General features: G+C 42.1%; 15 protein-coding genes. 7 read left to right on the top strand and 8 right to left on the bottom strand.

The features are described 5' to 3' along the window. Positions 1-21 precede the first annotated feature (21 nt). Positions 22-1,662 carry an ATP-dependent endonuclease gene (locus tag ELZ11_RS11060; RefSeq protein ID WP_137357460.1) on the top strand — a complete coding sequence of 547 codons (1,641 nt, stop codon included), beginning with the start codon at positions 22-24 and terminating at the stop codon, positions 1,660-1,662. 118 nt (positions 1,663-1,780) lie between these two features. Here ELZ11_RS11060 and ELZ11_RS11055 read toward each other — a convergent pair whose 3' ends face one another. Together ELZ11_RS11055 and ELZ11_RS11050 are read right to left on the bottom strand one after the other, a co-directional pair. After that, the gene (locus tag ELZ11_RS11055; RefSeq protein ID WP_137357459.1) at positions 1,781-2,287 is read right to left on the bottom strand and encodes a DUF1097 domain-containing protein; all 507 of its coding nucleotides are present in this window, start codon (positions 2,285-2,287) and stop codon (positions 1,781-1,783) included. Between the two features lie 182 nt (positions 2,288-2,469). Then, positions 2,470-3,375: a LysR substrate-binding domain-containing protein gene (locus tag ELZ11_RS11050; protein WP_137357458.1), complete on the bottom strand. Its 906-nt coding sequence runs from the start codon at positions 3,373-3,375 to the stop codon at positions 2,470-2,472. Positions 3,376-3,649: 274 nt separating this feature from the next. Here ELZ11_RS11050 and focA point away from each other — a divergent pair, with 274 nt between their 5' ends. The 4 genes from focA (at position 3,650) to ELZ11_RS11030 (ending at position 7,383) form a co-directional block, all read left to right on the top strand. Then, positions 3,650-5,101: a formate transporter FocA gene (gene focA, locus ELZ11_RS11045; RefSeq protein WP_137357457.1), complete on the top strand. Its 1,452-nt coding sequence runs from the start codon at positions 3,650-3,652 to the stop codon at positions 5,099-5,101. A 148-nt stretch (positions 5,102-5,249) separates the two neighbouring features. Then, the gene (locus ELZ11_RS11040; protein WP_137357456.1) at positions 5,250-5,846 is read left to right on the top strand and encodes a hypothetical protein; all 597 of its coding nucleotides are present in this window, start codon (positions 5,250-5,252) and stop codon (positions 5,844-5,846) included. Positions 5,847-6,106: 260 nt separating this feature from the next. Further along, positions 6,107-6,676, top strand: a complete 570-nt coding sequence (locus ELZ11_RS11035; RefSeq protein WP_137357455.1) for a hypothetical protein — start codon at positions 6,107-6,109, stop codon at positions 6,674-6,676. Between the two features lie 182 nt (positions 6,677-6,858). Next, positions 6,859-7,383, top strand: a complete 525-nt coding sequence (locus ELZ11_RS11030) for a porin family protein (RefSeq protein ID WP_167494667.1) — start codon at positions 6,859-6,861, stop codon at positions 7,381-7,383. Between the two features lie 124 nt (positions 7,384-7,507). On the opposite strand, the gene ELZ11_RS11025 is transcribed toward ELZ11_RS11030, so the two are convergent. The 3 genes from ELZ11_RS11025 to ELZ11_RS11015 all read right to left on the bottom strand — a co-directional run bounded on the left by ELZ11_RS11025 (position 7,508) and on the right by ELZ11_RS11015 (position 9,026). Next, the gene (locus tag ELZ11_RS11025; protein WP_137357453.1) at positions 7,508-8,077 is read right to left on the bottom strand and encodes a YceI family protein; all 570 of its coding nucleotides are present in this window, start codon (positions 8,075-8,077) and stop codon (positions 7,508-7,510) included. Further along, positions 8,074-8,613, bottom strand: a complete 540-nt coding sequence (locus ELZ11_RS11020) for a cytochrome b (protein WP_137357529.1) — start codon at positions 8,611-8,613, stop codon at positions 8,074-8,076. The genes ELZ11_RS11025 and ELZ11_RS11020 overlap by 4 nt, the downstream gene beginning before the upstream one ends. 167 nt (positions 8,614-8,780) lie before the next feature. After that, a complete protein-coding gene (locus ELZ11_RS11015; RefSeq protein ID WP_137357452.1) occupies positions 8,781-9,026 on the bottom strand; it encodes a DUF2164 domain-containing protein in 246 nt (81 codons plus the stop codon). A gap of 193 nt (positions 9,027-9,219) precedes the next feature. On the opposite strand from ELZ11_RS11015, the gene ELZ11_RS11010 reads away from it, so the two are divergent. Both ELZ11_RS11010 and ELZ11_RS11005 read left to right on the top strand, forming a co-directional pair. After that, positions 9,220-9,852: a hypothetical protein gene (locus ELZ11_RS11010; protein ID WP_137357451.1), complete on the top strand. Its 633-nt coding sequence runs from the start codon at positions 9,220-9,222 to the stop codon at positions 9,850-9,852. Positions 9,853-10,433: 581 nt separating this feature from the next. After that, complete coding sequence (locus ELZ11_RS11005; RefSeq protein ID WP_137357528.1) at positions 10,434-11,171, top strand: EAL domain-containing protein; 738 nt, start codon at positions 10,434-10,436, stop codon at positions 11,169-11,171. 102 nt (positions 11,172-11,273) lie between these two features. Here the strand turns inward: ELZ11_RS11005 and ELZ11_RS11000 are convergent, their stop codons facing one another. The 3 genes from ELZ11_RS11000 to ELZ11_RS10990 are packed head-to-tail and all read right to left on the bottom strand — an operon-like array spanning position 11,274 to position 16,455. Continuing rightward, complete coding sequence (locus tag ELZ11_RS11000) at positions 11,274-14,330, bottom strand: efflux RND transporter permease subunit (RefSeq protein WP_137357450.1); 3,057 nt, start codon at positions 14,328-14,330, stop codon at positions 11,274-11,276. Further along, positions 14,327-15,382 carry an efflux RND transporter periplasmic adaptor subunit gene (locus ELZ11_RS10995; RefSeq protein ID WP_137357449.1) on the bottom strand — a complete coding sequence of 352 codons (1,056 nt, stop codon included), beginning with the start codon at positions 15,380-15,382 and terminating at the stop codon, positions 14,327-14,329. The genes ELZ11_RS11000 and ELZ11_RS10995 overlap by 4 nt, the downstream gene beginning before the upstream one ends. After that, the gene (locus ELZ11_RS10990) at positions 15,382-16,455 is read right to left on the bottom strand and encodes an efflux RND transporter periplasmic adaptor subunit (protein WP_137357448.1); all 1,074 of its coding nucleotides are present in this window, start codon (positions 16,453-16,455) and stop codon (positions 15,382-15,384) included. The genes ELZ11_RS10995 and ELZ11_RS10990 overlap by 1 nt, the downstream gene beginning before the upstream one ends. Between the last annotated feature and the right edge of the window lie 102 nt (positions 16,456-16,557).

The raw sequence follows: 16,557 nt of genomic DNA, 5'->3' as shown, positions 1-16,557 counted from the left end.
GAATCCGGTAAGGAGCTGCCTATGCAACTAGAAAGAATAGAGATTTCTGGTTTTCGTGGTATTAAGCGCATGTCTTTGGCTTTCGATGAGCTAACGACTTTAATTGGTGAAAACACTTGGGGCAAGTCGTCCTTACTCGACGCTTTGTCTGTAGTATTGCCTGCCGACGGCGTGCCGTACCAATTCGAAATGCAAGATTTCCACGTTGACTACTCTATTTCTCACCCTCAATCTCAACATCTTCAAATCATTCTTTCACTTAAGGCCAACGACAAAAGCGAGCTAAATGCGGGGCGATACCGCAGGTTAAAACCTATTTGGATAGAAGACGAACACGGTGTGTTCCGGATTTACTATCGAATTAGTGCCACTCGAGAACAATACGAAACAACCACGCACTATGCATTTCTTGATATTGAAGGTAACCCTCTCAAACTTCATCACTCAGAAAAGCTCGCGCAAGAACTTATGACCTTGCACCCAGTGATTCGCTTACGTGACTCCCGCTACTTTGATCGTCCGTTTAACGCAAATTCTGCTCATGTTGGGCAAAATGCTCGCGTAGAAAAGCGAATCGATAATACTTGTCGACGATTACTCGCTATTCCTGGCCACGTAAACAAAGGGGAAATGCGCAGTAGTCTCAATTCGATGCAAAGTTTAGTCGAACATTATTTCTCATTTAAAAGTCAGTCCCGCAAAAATCCACGTAAGCCACGTGATGGCTTGCTCTACTCTGTTGCGCCAAACGATAAAAGCGTCCACCAGATTGTTGAAGAAACACAAAACAAGCAGACGCGCTTGTTGTTTATGGGATTACTCAACGCGTATCTACAAGCTAAAGGACCAACAGAACTTAGACGTTGTGCTCGACCGTTATTGATCTTAGAAGATCCGGAAGGTCGATTGCACCCGACCCACCTAGCCAGAGCGTGGAGTTTGTTGCAGCAACTCCCTATGCAAAAAATTCTCACAACCAACAGCGGGGAATTATTGGCTGCTGTCCCTCTGCAATCTATTCGTCGTTTAGTACGACAATCAGATCGAACCATAGCGACTCAACTTAATACCAATAAGTTCTGTAAAGATGAGCTACGCCGAATCGGATTTCATATTCGCTTTCATCGTTCAGGTGCGTTATTCGCTAGGTGTTGGTTGCTAGTTGAAGGAGAAACAGAAGTCTGGCTGTTTAATGAACTTGCCAATCAATGCGGATTTAATCTTGCCGCGGAAGGCGTTCAGATCATCGAATTTGCCCAATCTGGTTTAAAAGCTTTGATAAAAGTGGCTAAAGCCTTTGGTATTGATTGGCATGTTGTGACAGATGGCGACGCCGCGGGTAAAAAGTACGCTGCGACTGTGATGTCTCAATTGGAAAATGACCAAGCGCGTCATCGTTTAACGGAGTTACCTGATAAGGATATCGAACATTATCTGTATGCCAATGGTTTCGAAAACTTCTTCAAAGATATGATTAAGATCCCTCATGACCATCCTATCCCACCGAAGAAAGTGGTCACAAAAGTGCTTAAGAAACACGCCAAACCCGATTTAGCGCTGGCGATTGTGTCTCATTGCGAAAACCAAGGGCAAGAGTGCATCCCTATCCTTTTAAGGTGGACGTTAAAACGAGTGATTACCATGGCGAACGGCAACACTTAACGCAGGTTCACCAAACACTTCCCTCCCAACAAAAAAAGGCACACCATTTGGTGTGCCTGTACAAATACTTTATACAAATTAATTGGGGGTAATCTTCTGGTGGATAAACAGATATCGCCTAAGCTTGTGCTTTCTTAGTCGACAGTTTGATTGTCTGTTTATCTTCATTTGAAGACTGATTTGATTTTTCGTGTAGCCAAAGTCCACTCGCTTTCATTAGATACCCGAAGACACCGCCGACCAATAATGAAGGAACGACTAATTGCCAATCACCACCGGCCGCAAATGTTGCACAAGAGCCAATAAACGTACCAGGGATATATCCCAACCACGCTTGTTTCGCTTGTATACACATAAAAAATGCGACAACTGCAGTAATCACGTATCCAAGAATTTCTAGACTAGCGAAAGTTGAGCCGTGGATAATCACCATAGCCCAGAACACACCCGTCATATTCGTTAGCAAACTACCCGCTAATCCCTTTATGCCGCCCGTAGGCGAAGCGAAATAACTGGTACAGCCCAAAAACCCAGCCCAAGATAATAAACCAAATGAAATGGCTATCCATCCCCAAAGACCGGACAAAATACCTGTTGTTAACGATATAGCGACTAATGTACTCATACTTTTTCTAAGCCGTAGGCGAACTACTGAACTTAGCCTCACATAAAATCAAGCGAATATACTATGTGAACTTTACAAATTATCAGGTGATATAAATCACATAAACTATGTATCGCACGTTGTACTTCTCATAAGTATTTATACGCAATCGTTAAAACAACAGATTTAGTTATCAGTAAAAATTAGAAGATTGCTGGTTTGCTTTTCATCATACGCTTACCTTCGCGTTTTATGCATTCAGCTAGTGGGTTTTCGGCCATGTCTGCACGCCAAATGAATGAGAGTGTTCTATCCATTTCTAGCTCAGGAACATTAAGCGCGACCAATAAGCCCGCTTCAATAAATCGTTCGACATCTAGATAAGGTAAACATGTTAGGTATTGCCCGTTCGCAACGAGGCTACGCAGCACCGGAACGTGTTCATATTCGCGCCACACATCAAGATCTGCGATTAAATGATGTATTGAACTATCAAAAACTTTACGAGTTCCCGAGCCGTGTTCACGTAGCACCCATTTTGCCTGCTCCAACTGAGCCAAACTCACTTTATCACGCTTGGCGAATGGATGGTGCGCGGATGCAACAACAGTTAAATGGTCTTGGCACCAGACTTCCTGATGGATCCTATTGTCATCGCACCGCCCTTCAATCACACCAAGATCATATTTATAGTCGAGCACACCATTGATTACGCTTTGGGTACTTTTCACGCCAAGGTCGATACGCATCTCCGGAAAGTCGTTATCAATGATACTGATAAGGTCTGGAACTAAGTGTTCCGCTGGGGTTTGGCTTGCACCTAAGCGAATTTCTCCACTCAACAAATGCTGTTCATAAAAGCCCATTTCTATCTGTTGGGCATCTTGTAACAATCGCTTAGCTTTCGGCCTTAACCACATCCCCCAATGTGTTAATGCCATTTGCTTCCCTTGCCTTTCAAACAAAGGCCTGCCGAGCATCTTTTCTAACTGCGCTAATGACATACTGGTCGCAGATTGTGTGAGCGCCAGTTTATCCGCAGCTTGACTAACACTTCCTGAATCGGCAACAGCGTCAAATACGGTGAGTTGTTTCAATGAATATCGCAATCTTTCTTCCCTAGCCAGCCTGACATTTTTTAATTCTACAGCTCTGATTCCACTGTATTTATGAGCAATTGATTTCATTTTACTTGCCACAAAAACTATATCAATAAATTTGATGAGCATTCTCAAAATTATCAATTTTACCTCTACCTACATTCCTCTTAATCTGGTTTGGCAGGCGAGAAATACTCCACTGCACTCATATTAAACACACCACTAGGACGGTTATGAAATATAACTTGAGGACTTGTTATGAAAGGTAATTTGAGGAGGGGTTATGGCTACAAACACTTCTGAAAATCATCAACTTTTTTCACCAAAAGAAATGATGGCGGAGGCTGAGAAATACGCGCTAAGTAAAGCGAATAAAACCAGTAGCATGACATTTAGTTTAGCGATCATGGCTGGCGCTTTTATTGGACTCGCATTTTTATTCTATATCACAGTCACAACCGGAAGCGCCGATGCTGGTTGGGGGCTTAGCCGACTTGCCGGAGGCATCGCATTCAGTTTGGGATTGATCCTCATTGTGATATGCGGTGGCGAGCTTTTTACTAGCTCCGTGTTGTCGAGCATTTCATGGGCTAATAAGCAGATATCTTTTTCTAAAATGTTATCGATTTGGGGAAAGGTATACCTAGGCAATTTCATTGGCGCGATGTTTTTGCTTGCTTTGGTCAGTGCAGCTGGTCTTTATCAACTGGATCACGGCCAATGGGGCCTTAACGCTCTTAATATTGCTCAGCACAAACTCCATCATAGCCCAGTACAGGCTTTTGCATTGGGTGTTTTGTGTAACCTTTTGGTTTGCCTAGCAATATGGTTAACGTTCAGTTCTGCAAATGCCATGACTAAAGCCGCGATGATCGTGTTACCCGTAGCCATGTTCGTCAGCACAGGTTTCGAACACAGTGTAGCTAACATGTTCATGGTTCCACTCGGCATCACGATTCAAAATTTTGCCCCTAATACTTTCTGGGAGCAAATTGGTATGTCGGCAGCACAATACAGCGACCTCAACATACATCAATTTGTCACGGCGAATCTTATACCTGTAACGCTCGGGAATATCGTTGGCGGCTCCGTGTTAGTTGGGCTAGCTAACTGGAGCATCTATCGTCGCCCGCAACTAAAAGCAACAAACATTACATCTATTACACAGACAGCAGATACCACGTCGGTTAAGGAAACACCTATGAACGCTAAAACTCTTATAAAAGAAATCATGAACACTAAGCCAGTAACACTAACCGCTGAAATGCCAACAACTGACGCGATAGATACTCTGCTTGACGCTAATATCACTGGTGCACCTGTGTGTGACGTCGTTGGGCGTTTGGTCGGTTTTTACTCTGTTCACGATGTAATGGTGGATTTGTGGTGCCAAGACTACATTCCAGTAAAAGGCCAAAAGGTTGTGGATTTAATGAGCCGTGACGTCATTGCTATTAGCGCGACTGATAATCTAGTTGATGTCGCTGAATTCCTTTGTATCGACAATGAGCGGTTATATCCAACATCAAGCATGGGAATTGCTACTCGTCTAACAAGCTTGTCACTAGAAGAGCGAGCAAAAGCGATGAAAGTAAGTCAACCGCATGTATTACCTGTACTGGAAAATAGTGTCTTAGTCGGTGTGATTTCTCGTGAGTTAATCATGAAAGCATTAAGACCGATCTATGGCGAGCGTTTACATGCAGTAAAGACTAATGAATTAGAATCCGCATAATTCATTAGTGGCTGAACAACAAAGAATAGAAGATGCGCGAACAATTAGTTCGCGCATTTTCTACATATGGCGAATAGATTTCTCGCTTGAACTCGAATTAATTACCATATATCGTTCGCAATATTTTTGATTTATGGTATTAATGTTTATGCGAAGGTTAGGTCTTCTAAGCGTATTAGTCGCAATCACCTCAAATTCTGTGCTAGCTGGCCCGTCAGTTGGTCATCAATTTACAGTGGCGTATGATTTCGTACGCATTGATAAAGAAGGTTTTGAAAAAAGTAGCCTATTTTCAGATAGCTATAATGACACTATTGCCGATTTCTTACGTCCTTCAACTCTTGGTTATAGCTATTTTCCATCAGTATTTTTCGGGTTAGAAACCAGTTATTCAAAAGCCCAAAGCCAATTTACTGATGGTGAAACAATGACCACTGTCAAAATTAAGTCCTATAAACTGGGCGGTATCATCAGGCAACCTTGGAACTGGTTACTTCCATACGCGAAAGCGGGTATCAATTACTTCGAAACAAATGAGCGAGTAGATAGCCACTCTGATCGTTCAGATTGGTCAGTCAATAACTATTATGGAGTTCGCCCTTACTTTGGCTTAGGTGCGAGTGTATATATACCAATTTTTAATACTGGGCATGAATTTGAGTTAGGCGCTGAGTACAGTTTTCAGCCTTACAGCCACGGCTATTCCATAAATTCTATCTCGACAAGTTTCCAGTACCACTTCTAATTAGTGTTCCTGACACGTAAAGTGTTTCAAACTTGACTACTCCCCCTCTTTTCGAAAGACAGACTAGTGAAACGCCATAGCTAATCTGTCTTTCAAACATAACTCAAAAGCAATGAGTAGCATAACCTTTGAGTAATCATCACCACACATCACTTTCCTTATTAGTACGACGCTCCCTTAAATACTGTAAATCACTTGAAATGTTACCCGAACAAAATTAAAGTACGACATACTATATGTAATTTAATGAGATTGTATCTGTGCGTCTATTTGTTGTTATTTTGAGCCTATTCCCTACTTTGTCGTTCGCAATCGACAAAACCGGACATAACTTACACATAGCGTATGAAATAACAAAAATACACAAAGAAGGGATCCCGAGAGACTCTTTACTCTCAGAGAGTTATGTGGATTCATGGGAACATCTACTCTACCCATCAGCCATAGGCTACAGTTACTACCCTAGTATTTTTTGGGGATTCAAATCTAGCTATTCTTTAGCGTTTGGCAGCCTTGACGGCGATGAAGGTTATATTGATGTACGATCTGAATCGCTTAAATTTGGCGGCGTCGTAAGGCAGCCTTGGAGATGGTTGTTACCTTATATAGAAGTAGGGGTAAATTCTTTTCAGCTTAAAGCGTCGCAAGGTTCAACAAACGAAAGTGACCGCGGTATCAAGCCTTACGTTGGTTTAGGAGCGAGCGCTTTTATGCCTATATTTAATACTGGACATGAGTTCGAACTTGGTTTCGAGTATTCATATCAACCTTACACTCGGGGCTACTATGTGAGTTCGATATCCACCAAAATCAGCTATCATTTCTTTTAGATAGATTCCCCCATACCTACCTAAATAGGCAAAGTTTCTTCCCTATAAAGTGCGGTTACTACGTTGTGGTAGTCTATACAACAATATAGAATACGATGTACCAATAATTTCCGTTATGATATACTGTGCGCATTCTACTTATTATCTTTGGAGTTCTTTTTTCATCTCTTTGTTCTGCCCGCATGGACAGCCATCATCAATTCCACATTGGATTTGAACGCTCCCGAGTAGACAAGAATGGAGCTGAGGGTCAAAGAAAGCTTGAAGATATAGAAGAACCAACCCCTATTCCATTCCCAACCCTAATCGGTTACAGCTACTTTCCCAATGTATTTTGGGGAATGGAGGCAAAGTACTCCTTAGCGTATGACCATATCCTTGACGGGAACACAAAATCAAAAGTAACGCTAAACTCTTTTCATTTAGGACTAGTTGTTCGGCAACCTTGGTTGTGGCTACTTCCATATGCCAAGCTAGGTGGGACCTATTATGAAGGGGAAGAAAATATTAGCACCGATGGTGTATTTATTTCCCAAGACAAATTCCATGGTGTACGGCCTTACGCAGGAGTTGGCGCGAGCGTATATATCCCAATATTTAACTCGGGCCATGAACTAGAGCTTGGCGCAGAGTATTCATACCAACAATTTGGTCACGGATACTCAATCAGTTCGATAAAAACTTATATTAGCTATCATTTCTTCTGATCGACTTTGTTGAGCTGGGAGGCCCCATGTTTTCTACATGCACAGCTAAACAGATCAAAAAAGGCGCAAACGAATTTGCGCCTTTATTTATGCTAGAGATTTTCTCTAACAATCGCGTTGGGAATTACTTCTTCACGCCTTCAACATGAAGTTCCATGTCTACGTAGCTTGATGCACCCATCACCGCGATATCGAAGTCCGCTAGTTCTAGTCGAGTTGTTCCGTTGAAGCCAGCACGTTCACCGCCCCATGGGTCTTGACCAGCACCGATGAATTCAGCTTCGATAGTAATTGGCTTTGTTACACCGTGAAGTGTTAGGTCACCCATTACGTCTAGTTTACCGTCGCCTTTATCAACAACTTTAGTACTGTTGAAAGTAGCGTTAGAGAACTTACTCGCATTGATAAAGTCTTCGCTGCGAATGTGCTTATCACGTTCAGCATGGTTTGAATCCAAGCTGCGAGTATCGACTGTTACGTTAACTTTTGAAGCTTCAACATTACTTTCGTCAAAAGAGAAGTCACCCTCAAATTTATTGAAACGGCCTTTAATGAAGCTGTAACCAAGGTGGCTAACTTTAAAGTTAATTGATGCGTGAGCACCTTTTGTATCAATTACGTAATCAGCTGCATTTGCTGCGAAAGGCATCGCCATTGCGAAAGCTAATCCAGTAGCAATAATTGATTTTTTCATTTTGAAACTCCTATCATTTTTCGTAGCGTATCGTCTTTATCGATAATGTGATGTTTAATGGCAGCTAAAGCATGGGTAACAGCCATAATAATCAGTCCCCAAGCTGCGTAATAATGAATTGAACCAGCGAGATCTGATTGATTTTCAAATAGCTCACCAGCACCTGGTACAGTAAACCAGTCAAATACTTCGATACCTCTGCCATCAGAAGTCGAAATCAGATAACCAGATACAAATATCAAAATCATTGTTAGATACATAACGCCGTGAACGATTTTCGCAGCCACGACTTCGTATGGTTTACCTTCCACCTTTGGTGACGCCGTCACACTCTTCCACACATAACGTGCGATGGTGACCACAGCAAGAATAATTCCGACCGAGCGATGCCAATGAGGAGCTGTCTTATACCACTCACTGTAGTAAGTCAGATCAACCATCCATAATCCAACACCAAACAGTCCGAAGATTGCCAAGGCTGAAAGCCAGTGGAACATTCTTGAAACAGCGTTATAGTTCTTTACATTTGTATTCATCATTAAACCGCGTATTAAATGCAAATAAGAATAATTAGTTATTTGCAATGTACCTTAGCCCTTGTTCTTGAGATACATTATTTACCAAGCTTTACATTTAGGACAGCAGACTAGCTTAACCAAGTCATTCAAAATTTTCGAACAAGTGCTCTGGCGAGTCGCTTTCCCTAGATTTCTACAACCTTTTCAATCTCATACAGTTCGTCGGCAATGTTCATCATTTTGGTTTCAATGACCTGTTGGGCGTCGGCAACACCTTGGTTATAGTAGACCGCTCCAAACTTTTTGCTTATAAAATCCAAAAGGAACTCGGCGTCAAACTGGCCAATGTCTACATCTAGCTCATCTTGTAAATACGTTTGAAGAGCCTGTGTGAGTGATTGTTTCTGGCTACTATCAAGTTCTATGGTCATGTTTATTCTCAATCAAATGCATATCATGTCTACATTTTCACGCATTACTTCTGTTAACGCACTAATACTTAATGAAAAAATATATTTTTGATGCGCTGATCAAGAACTCAGTAGTTAGCGCTATTACTTTACCGTTGGCTTGCCTATCATGCTTATCTCGTATGCCTTCAATAACCATGTATAAGGATTGTCATTGTTATTAGATCTCGTCATAAAAAGTGTGAATCAATTCCAAGATGACTGCTTAAAGTTGTGTGAAAGGCACTACCCTACCGTTCACAACCAAGGCATCAGTGAGCACCATATCGGCAAAGCGTTTGCGCGAAGGATGGAAAATACCTTTACTAGCTTTAACCACCCTTGCGTTATACAGCCCATTGAAACCCTAGAATCTCCTGATCTACCCCATAATTTCAGGGTCACGTCTGATATTGGAACAGTATGGATAATCACTCACCACATGGTAAGTGCAGGAAAAACATGTCGAAAAAAACTATTAAGTGATATTCGGGAGTGGCAACTTGAATATGGTTATGCAATTCAACCAAATGATCTCTTGATATTAATCAGTGACCATTGGATCGGCCGGAGTAAAAATAGCAGAGAACTATTACACTGGTGGATGGGCGATTTGCCAGATCAAATTAATGAATATAGTGAACAAGGCATTACATTATATAAGAGTAACTCTCAATTAGCCCACTCATTATCTGATGGCTTTAATATAAGTCCGTGTTTTATAAAGTTTGGACACCCACTAAAACGTTCAACGAATAAACAACTTGTCCGCAAATATATCCAATTATATGCGGTTCTTCAGTGGTAAAGACCTTAATTTAGGCGTAGGTATTTATATAGCTCCCCTTATAATCTTTCTGCAAAGTTATTCACCTATAGCCCCCGCCACCAATATGAAACAGCATGTACTATCACTTTTATATGCATCAAAATTCAACATTTGTGAATTATGGTATCAATGTAATATTTTCAATGTGACAGATTAAGAATGAAACATGGAAGTTTGAGGTTTGTCTATAAAGCACAACAATTCATGATATTTTTCGAGCCTAGTATTTACTCAATAGCGACTAAATTGATAAACAATTATATGAGCGAAATGTTATTTGATTCTTCTAAAGCAAATTTTGTTTCGATAAATCATTATGTTACCAGCCATCATTCGAAGCAGGTAATACGCTCTGAATAAAGAGGATATTTTCTTGGGTAAAAAACAGCCAATGATTATATATTTTTATGGATTGACAAAATAACCACACGTGCCAATATTGTGACACTTGGTTAGACAATAGTAGAACAACACTATTGTCATGTTTTACTAGTAGCGTGCTAAATATGATTCTATCTGATAGAAATGAGTTTCTTAATTGCATATTCGTCGACAGTGATATGCAATACATCGCGAGATATAAAAACCTGACGTTAAAAAGTGTTTATCAACCGATATTCGACCATGAAATGAATCAAATCGGTGTTGAAGCTTTAGTTCGAATCAGTAACTCCAATGGCCACGTTATACGCCCTGATCACTTCTTTCACTCTGATAGCACCAATTCATGCGATAAGATAAATGTTGAACGCTTGAGCCGCGTCATCCATATACGAAACTTCTCGCAATCTAACATACGTCATCTCCAGCTATTTCTGAATGTTCTACCAAATGTTGGAGAGCTATTTGCGATAGAAAGCGTCTCCGATAGTCTGTTGACTAAACGTCTTAAAGAATTGAATATACCGAGTAATCAAATCATTATGGAGTTGGTCGAACTCGATGCCAACTGCGAGCTAAAGCTCAAACAGGCGGCTCGCTCACTTTCAGGAAATGGGTTCCAAATCGCCATAGACGACTTTGGTTCCAATGCTTCCACCGAAGCTCGCGTAAAACACATTACACCTAATATATTGAAAGTTGATCGCTCACTAATGCTCGATTACGCACAGGGCCAAACAGAGCAAATACAACTCGCTTTAAAACTGGCTAAACAAATTGGTGCGAAAACAGTAATCGAAGGCATAGAAACTCAGGAACAACTTGAAGCAATGCAGCAGTTAGGCTTTGATATGTATCAAGGCTACCACCTCGCGATGCCCCTCCCTATAGAACTGAGTACGCAAATAGCCATCTAATTAACTTCTGCCCCTTGCTAAACCTATACCCAAATCCCAACCATAAAAAAGCTCAACCCGAAGGTTGAGCTTGGCTAAAGAATCACGAGATTAAAAATCCTTTTATCCGGCAGTGGATGGTTTGATTCTATAAAAGATAGCGAACATCACAGGAACAACGATTAAAGTCAGAACCGTAGCAAAGCCTAGACCCGCCATTATTGTGATTGCCATCGAGCCAAAAAACGCATCGAATACCAAAGGAATCATCCCGAGGATTGTGGTGAGTGCCGCCATGGACACTGGTCTTACACGGCTAATCGCGCTATCGACCACCGCTAAATACGGGTCTTTTCCGCTCGATAGTTCAATGTTGATTTGATCAAGCAATACAATACCGTTTTTCAAAATCATTCCGCTTAAACTTAGTAAACCTAGGAATGCTGTGAAACTAAATGGCATATTACTGCCCAGCAGACCAATTGAAACACCGATGATAGAAAGTGGCACGGTAAACCAGATCACTAAAGGCTTTCTTAACGAATTAAACAGCAGCATAGTGATGATGAACATCAACAAGTAACCCATTGGTAGTGAACCAAATAGCGCTTCCTGTGCGTCTTTTGACGACTCGTATTCCCCGCCCCATTCGATGCTATACCCTGTCGGCAATGGCATTGCTTCAACTTGCGGCTGAATACGGCTGAACAAACTCGCCGCAGTTTCATCGCCCAGCACATCATGGTCTGCAAGTACGGTTAGAGTACGCTTACGGTTTTTACGCTGAATTAATGGCTCGCTCCACTCAAGCTCTACACCGTCGATCACTTGCTCAACTGGAATGTAAGTCTGTAGTGTTGGGCTCCAGATTTTCACATTACTTAGAGATTCGAAATCAAAACGTTCGTCTTCTGGTAATCTAGCGACGATCGGTAACATGTGCGTACCATCGCGTAACAAACCAATAGAGCTGCCACCAAATGCCATTTGTAGCGTGTTGGACAGGTCCGTTTTGGAAATACCTAAACGACGAGCTTTTGATTCATTAAACTGTGGAACCAATTCTTTGGTTCTTTCACGCCAGTCATGTCGAACATTTCGCGCACCAGGGTCAGCAAGAAGAATATCTTCTACTTGTACCGCAATATCACGTAGCACTTGTGGATCAGCACCAATGATGCGCGCTTCAATCTTAGATGCCGGTGAAGGGCCGAATTCCATTAGCTTGAATTGAAAGCTAGGTTGGTCAAACTTGATGCTCAATTCACTGTCTAGTTTTTCAAGCGTTTCAAACATGCTTTTGCGATCGTGGGTACGAACCTGTAGTTGGCTGTACGCTTCGTAACTCTTTTCAGGTTGGTAAGTTAGCGCAAAACGCTGCATACCCTGACCTGTTGAAGTAGTCACAAACTCTACATTTTCTTGTTCACGAATATAGGCTTCGACTTTCTTAGTTTGCTTCACTGTTTCGCGAATATCAGTGCCTTCAGGCATCCACATATCGACGTAAAACATTGGCGTATTTGATGGTGGGAAGAACTGCTGCTTCACCATACCAAAACCTACAACGGATACGGCTAACAACCCCACCATAGCGACAACGGTTAACCAACGGAAACGTAGGCAGAACTTAAGCAACCCGCCAAACACTGTGAATAGAACGCCTTTGTAAGGGTCTTCGTCTTCAACGGCTTTGTCGTTTTCTTTAAGTAATACATTCGCTAAAAATGGCGTTAACGTCAGTGCCGTCACCCAGCTCAAAAATAGTGAATAACACAATACCCAGAATAGCGAGCCCATGAATTCGCCAGTCGCATCTTTAGACAAGCCAATTGGCGCAAAGGCAGTGATAGCAATAATTGTCGCACCCAATAATGGCCACTGAGTTTGCTTAACGATGTCAATCGACGCTTGTAGCTTAGTTTTACCTTTCTTAAGTCCGACTAATATGCCTTCCACGACAACTATCGCGTTGTCTACCAGCATACCCAGCGCGATGATAAGCGCGCCCAACGAGATGCGATGCAGTTCTACGCCGTTATAGTCCATCAAAATGAAGGTACCAAAAACAGTCAGCAGTAAAACAATACCGATAATTAGACCGCTACGTAGACCCATCGCGAATAGCAGTACGACAATTACAATCGCGACCGCTTCAATTAAGCTCACAATGAAATCGGCAACGGACTTATCAACTTCCTGTGCCTGATTGTAAAAGTAGTTCAGTTCAATGCCAGCAGGTTTGATACTCTCTAAACGTTCTAGCTCGGCTTCTAGTGCATGACCAATCTCAACAACGTTTACGCCTGAAGAGAACGCTAAAGCTAAGTTGATAGCAGGCTTACCATTGTAAGTGATAACGTTGCTTGGCTTTTCTTTGATATCACGTGACACTTCTGCCACGTCTTTTAAACGAATTAGATTACCCGTATCGCGGCCATGAATAATTAGATTTTCTAGTTCTTCAACAGAGCTTAGTGTGCCGTTAGGTTTGATCGCTAAACTTTGCCCGTTCAACAATACTTCACCAGACGTCACCACGTTATTTTGTTGTGCTAGTAAGCTCGTTACCGTCGTCATGTCTAGGTTGAGTGCCGCCAAGCGCTCTAAAGACATTTCCACGAAGAGTTGCTCTTCTTGGTCGCCAGCGATACTCACTTTGCCCACACCGTCAACTAGTTCCAGTTCACGCGTTAGGTAATCGGCATATTGTTTCAATTCGATATAATCGAAACCATCGCCCGTCACCATGATCATTACGCCGAATACATCGCCAAAGTCGTCAATGATTTGAACCGATTGAACGCCAGAAGGCAGCGTTGGCTGTAGATCATTAATTTTTCGGCGCATCTCGTCCCAAATTTGCGGCAGCTCATCAGGGCCATAGTCCATCGCCATGCTCACCATGATTTGAGACATACCATTAGACGAAGTCGACGTAATCTTATCGATATACGGTAGCTGTCTAATCTCTTTTTCTAGCGGATACGTTAACTCTTCTTCTACTTCAGTCGACGACGCGCCAGGGTAAGTAGAAATGATCATTGCGTCTTTAATCGTAAATGCTGGGTCTTCTAAACGAGACAATTCTCCAAAAGAGGTAACGCCACCTACGGTTAAGATGACAAGGAATAACCAACTAATTACTTTGTTTTTTATTGAATACTCAGCGATGTTCATTTCGCTACTCCATTAATTTCCATTCCATCACGTAGCTTTCTCAAGTTTGAATTCGCCAAAATATCGCCTTGATCTAACCCAGCAGACACCAATGCACCTTGCCCTGCTATCTTGTCTACAGAGATAGGCGATTGCTTCGCTTCACCATCTATGATCTTCCAAACGTGGAACTGACCATTTTCATTACCAGCTTCCAGAACAGTCATTGGCACTTGGAAACCGCGCACATCACTTAACCCCGCTTTGGCCATATCAACCAATACCGACACACTTGTTCCCGGTAGTACTTCCGGTTGAATTTGTGGCATTTTCAACCAGAATTCATACGTCTTAGAGTCTGGGTGCAACTCGTTGGTGTGTTCTAGATACTCAAGTTCGAATTCACCGCTGTGACCACCAAACGTCGCCATAGGTTTATATCGCTCAGATTTAATATCAGGGTTGAACATTGCGAGCACAGAATCTGAGACATTTACGCGCACGTAAATTTGAGAATCTTGATACACGCTCAGTACCGTTTCACCAGGTGTAATATTTTCAAAGTTCTTCTTAGACACTTCAGAAACTGTTCCACTAAAAGGTGCCGTAAGTTTGGTGTACTTAATATTGAGTTTCGCGCGCTTTAAGTTCACTTGAGCAAGCTTAAAGTTTGCCGTTAGTTCATCCAACTCGGACTGAGATACCATTTTGTTGCCGTACAGTTCTTTACCACGAGCTAGCTGTTTTTCACTTAAATCAAACTGCGACTGTGCGTCTTTTAATTCTTGTGCATGCTTGGTATCAACCAAGGTAGCTAGTGTTTGACCTTTGGTTACGTGGTCACCATTTTCGACAAGTAACTCACTCAACTCTCCTTCAATTCTGAAAGCCAATGGCGTTAGTTCTGCAGGCATAACTTGACCATTGAATTTACGAATTTGGCTAACTAACGGTGCACCCACCTCAAAAGTAGATAGCGTTAATGGGTTCAGTTCACGATGTTCGACTTCGTTATTACAACCTTGTAGGACAAGCGCTGAACTTAACATCAATGCAATATGGGAAAACTTCATTAGATACCGCCCTCACGAGTCCATGTCGTCACTTGCTGCCCTTCCACTAGAGCATTGGCTCCAGCTGCGATAAGTTGATCACCGGCACTGACACCAGAAATGATCTGACCTTGTTCATTCAAGGCAACTTTTACTTTTTCTACCGTTTTTGTTTCAGGCTCATAACGCCAAAGCTTGCCAAACTCCTGGCCTTTTTCTAACCATGCTGATTCAGACACATCAATGCCTAGGTCTTTGTTTGGCTTAAGGACTTTTACTTGCGCTGTCATACCCGGCAACAAGTTCATTTCTCCGTTAGAAGAAATAGAAACAGTCGCTTGGTAGCTATTGGTGTCTGTATTTGGTTGAGTAGAGATCTCTTTGAACTTCGCAGGAATTTGAATAGCTTGATGACTGTCCATGACCACCCACATTGGAGACGTCAAAAACTCAGACAAATCGCGGTTTTCTAACTGGGAAACTGGAATAGAGAAAGTGGCATCCATATTAGCGTCATCCACGATATTCAAGATTGGCTGTGAGCTACCTACTACTTGCGCCTGCTTACCAAAAACCATTGAAACCACACCATCATAAGGTGCGATTAGCTTGGTATATCCAAGGTTGGTTTTCGCTTGCTGCTGCTCAACTTGTGCAGTAACAAAGTTGTTTTGACGCTGGTCATAAAGGTCGGCGCTGATCAGGTTCTTCTCAAATAACTCTTTTGCTCGAACGTACTGTGCACTAGCTAAGTCGTATTGAGCTTGAGCCGCTTCAACCGCAACTTGATAGTCAGTTTGGTCAAGCAACGCTAAAAGCTGACCTTTCTTGACCACTTCACCCATACGCACTTGGACACGGTCGATTTCACCACTCACTTGGAATGACAATGACGCCCTTTCCGTTGCATCGATGTTTGCAATGTAACTATCGAAATTGACTTTCGATACTTCAGGAACTTGTATGGTTTTTACTGGCTTGATCACCAGTTCGTTTTCTTCGGATTGCACTTTATTGCAACCCACCAGCGAACTACTGAGCAATAGTACGCTTACGGCTGTGACCGCGACTTTTATAGACAACGAAGGCTTCATCTTTGAATCTCCAATTTGTAATTATTATTTACTACACAGTCGGGCAGTATATTGGAAATATTGTTTTACACAAGTTTTACTTTCCACCTGTGTAATATTTTT

Origin of the sequence: Vibrio profundi (genome assembly GCF_005281835.1) — a bacterium.
Taxonomy (GTDB): domain Bacteria; phylum Pseudomonadota; class Gammaproteobacteria; order Enterobacterales; family Vibrionaceae; genus Vibrio; species Vibrio profundi.
The sequence above is the reverse complement of the archived record's forward strand: the minus strand, read 5'-3'. Positions and strand labels throughout refer to the sequence as shown.

What these genes read in the sequence shown, in the direction of transcription:
- ELZ11_RS11040 (WP_137357456.1), top strand. Translation starts at nt 5,250, where the DNA reads ATGCGAAGGTTAGGTCTTCTAAGCGTATTAGTCGCAATCACCTCAAAT.
- ELZ11_RS11060 (WP_137357460.1), top strand. Translation starts at nt 22, where the DNA reads ATGCAACTAGAAAGAATAGAGATTTCTGGTTTTCGTGGTATTAAGCGC.
- ELZ11_RS10995 (WP_137357449.1), bottom strand. Translation starts at nt 15,382, where the DNA reads ATGAAGTTTTCCCATATTGCATTGATGTTAAGTTCAGCGCTTGTCCTA.
- ELZ11_RS11055 (WP_137357459.1), bottom strand. Translation starts at nt 2,287, where the DNA reads ATGAGTACATTAGTCGCTATATCGTTAACAACAGGTATTTTGTCCGGT.
- ELZ11_RS11030 (WP_167494667.1), top strand. Translation starts at nt 6,859, where the DNA reads ATGGACAGCCATCATCAATTCCACATTGGATTTGAACGCTCCCGAGTA.
- ELZ11_RS11005 (WP_137357528.1), top strand. Translation starts at nt 10,434, where the DNA reads ATGCAATACATCGCGAGATATAAAAACCTGACGTTAAAAAGTGTTTAT.
- ELZ11_RS11015 (WP_137357452.1), bottom strand. Translation starts at nt 9,026, where the DNA reads ATGACCATAGAACTTGATAGTAGCCAGAAACAATCACTCACACAGGCT.
- ELZ11_RS10990 (WP_137357448.1), bottom strand. Translation starts at nt 16,455, where the DNA reads ATGAAGCCTTCGTTGTCTATAAAAGTCGCGGTCACAGCCGTAAGCGTA.
- focA (WP_137357457.1), top strand. Translation starts at nt 3,650, where the DNA reads ATGGCTACAAACACTTCTGAAAATCATCAACTTTTTTCACCAAAAGAA.
- ELZ11_RS11020 (WP_137357529.1), bottom strand. Translation starts at nt 8,613, where the DNA reads ATGAATACAAATGTAAAGAACTATAACGCTGTTTCAAGAATGTTCCAC.
- ELZ11_RS11025 (WP_137357453.1), bottom strand. Translation starts at nt 8,077, where the DNA reads ATGAAAAAATCAATTATTGCTACTGGATTAGCTTTCGCAATGGCGATG.
- ELZ11_RS11000 (WP_137357450.1), bottom strand. Translation starts at nt 14,330, where the DNA reads ATGAACATCGCTGAGTATTCAATAAAAAACAAAGTAATTAGTTGGTTA.